The sequence below is a fragment of the Acinetobacter sp. IK23 genome (assembly GCF_035615275.1).
In the GTDB taxonomy this organism is placed as follows: Bacteria; Pseudomonadota; Gammaproteobacteria; order Pseudomonadales; family Moraxellaceae; genus Acinetobacter; species Acinetobacter seifertii.
In genome coordinates, this window is record NZ_JANBNX010000060.1 from 1 (window position 1) to 2,317 (window position 2,317).

General features: G+C 34.4%; 3 protein-coding genes and 1 pseudogene. All 4 read left to right on the forward strand.

All coding sequences use genetic code 11. From position 1 onward, the window contains the following. The first annotated feature begins 287 nt into the window (after positions 1-287). The gene (locus tag MSG95_RS18820) at positions 288-512 is read left to right on the forward strand and encodes a hypothetical protein (protein WP_125510319.1); all 225 of its coding nucleotides are present in this window, start codon (positions 288-290) and stop codon (positions 510-512) included. A 27-nt stretch (positions 513-539) separates the two neighbouring features. Beyond that, positions 540-908: pseudogene (locus MSG95_RS18825) on the forward strand (plasmid replication DNA-binding protein); the annotation flags it as partial. A 339-nt stretch (positions 909-1,247) separates the two neighbouring features. After that, entirely contained in the window at positions 1,248-1,583 is a 336-nt protein-coding gene (locus MSG95_RS18830) for a carboxymuconolactone decarboxylase family protein (protein WP_002125301.1), read from the forward strand. A gap of 284 nt (positions 1,584-1,867) precedes the next feature. Beyond that, positions 1,868-2,296: a hypothetical protein gene (locus MSG95_RS18835; RefSeq protein WP_002124576.1), complete on the forward strand. Its 429-nt coding sequence runs from the start codon at positions 1,868-1,870 to the stop codon at positions 2,294-2,296. Positions 2,297-2,317 lie beyond the last annotated feature (21 nt).

The following is a 2,317-nucleotide window of genomic DNA, read 5'->3' on the forward strand; positions in this document are numbered from 1 at the left end:
TAGACCTTTAGCCAATTCGGCAGCCATACTTTTGATTGTTGCTTCATCCATGTGAAGTACCTTTTGTAATTATCCTCTGAAGGATAAATGAAAATTAAGTACTTACACAAAATTTAGAACAGTCCCAGCCGTGGCTGATTTGATTGTTCACTTGGGCTTATTTGTATTAGTTCAGACTTGATCGTACATTCTTCTTGAAAAAGAGAAAGTTACCCGTACTTTCTCGCTATTCCAGCACTTGATTTCAAAGCCATCCGATGAGAAGCACTGCTTCGTAAAGCGGCTATTTGACGTGCATACAACAACCTGACCGTCATGCGTCCGGTCATTCTTTAATGGCTCAGCTCAATATGTTTGGCAATCAGCTTTCACGACTACCTGAATTTTCAAACTTAGCAAATGGTAATGAGAGCTATGATAGCCTAGCAGCAAAAATCAAAGAAATGCTGAGAGATCCAATACAACAAAAGCACTTCTTACCCCATCTAAAGAACCTAGGCTTTAAAGCTTGAGTGTATTGAAGAATACACATATTGTATTCTTCAATACAAAATCAAAATACACCTGAATACACAGATAAAACAGTTGTAGAACTCAAAAGCCAAATCGATTTTTTAAAAAAGCAGTTAGAAAAAGCCGAAGATCGTGAAGCCAAGGCAAACGCTCGCATAGATACACTGCTGACCCTCATTGAAATGAAGCCTCCACAATCCAATATGACTACGTTTACCGATCAGAAACCAGACCCGGATATAGCAACATATCCTCGGTCAGAACTTGAGCCGAAAGATGACGGATTGACTACTCCGGAGCAGACAGAAAATAAGCGGATTCCAGTGCCGGAGCACGTTGAACAGGAACCGGAGAAAAGGGGCTTTTGGAGCCGTTTTTTTAGACCCTATGATTAACCACGATTGTTTAACTAATATGAACAAAGTCGTGAAACATTGGTCAAAGAATAGGCGTGGAACGTGAAAAATCATAAAAAAACCCACCTTGGGGAAGATGGGCTATCAACTAGAAACTACAGCATTGATTTCTAAAGATAATTATAACGCATTTCGTATAAGGTGTATTATGTTAATTTTAGAATAATTATAAAGTGTCCCACTTGGATGAGAATGGGTGTTCAAGTAAGTGTTGATTTTGCAATAAGATTAAAATTACGTTGTTTACACAAAATTTAAGAAATTTTATCTCCAATTCAACTAATATTAAATCTGTATTTAATCAAAGGTATTTTTAAAATGTTCCTAGATTGGCCAGAACATACAGCACATGTCAAAAAATCATTTGGATCTTTAGGAAAAACTCACCCTAAAATGCTTCAAGCTTATTTAGCACTTAATGATGCTGCTGCTGCCGAGGCATTAGATATCAAAACACGTGAATTAATATCTATAGCAGTGGCAATCACTACGCGTTGTGAAAGCTGTATTTCAGTGCATGCAGAAGCAGCAATGAAAGCTGGTGCAACAGAAAGCGAAGTAGCTGGTGCTTTAGCTACAGCAATTCATTTGAATGCAGGAGCTGCATATACATTTGCTTTACGAGCTTTAGAGGCATATGAAGCACAGAAATAATATCTTTATTAGGTATTGAAAAAGATAATTTGACTAGAAAAACTGCTACATAATTATTTGAAAAAATTTAATGTACAGTCTCAAAAATGGGAGTTCAACAAAACTCCCATTTTTTATTATTGAGTCAGTTCTTAGTCGATGTAATGAGAATTTAATATAATAGCAATTACATTAAATTTCTTTAATTATCATAAAGATAATGTCATTTTTAAAATTTCGTATAACGTGTATTATGTTAATTTTAGAGAAATTTCATAATTCTGATTTTTTAGCTTAGGCCTTTAATGCAAAACTCTTATTCCTCTTTAGAAGAAATTTCATCTCTTGAATCTTTTGTGATAACGAGTCATATAAGTTCATATCATCATAAAATGATGTACGGTTTACCGAAAAATTTTAAAAAAATAGTTAAAAATGATAGTAATGAAGCCTTTAAAATTAATGCTAAGGCGTACCACTCCTCTGTTACAGGTAAATTTTTAACTCATAGATCATCTGCATTATTTGATGACATAGTTGATCATCCAGAAAAGTTAAAAATAGACTCTCAGTTTCTTCAAACTCTTAAATCACTAAAGCTATACCCAAATGATATTTTTCCCGAATGGAATCAGCATATTGAAATATATAATATTTTACGTATCTTGCAATCTTCTTTATTATTGGCGCACTTATTACCATGTTGGTTGAAGGCACTTATTTCAAAGAAGTAACCTATACCAGTTTACTTGCAT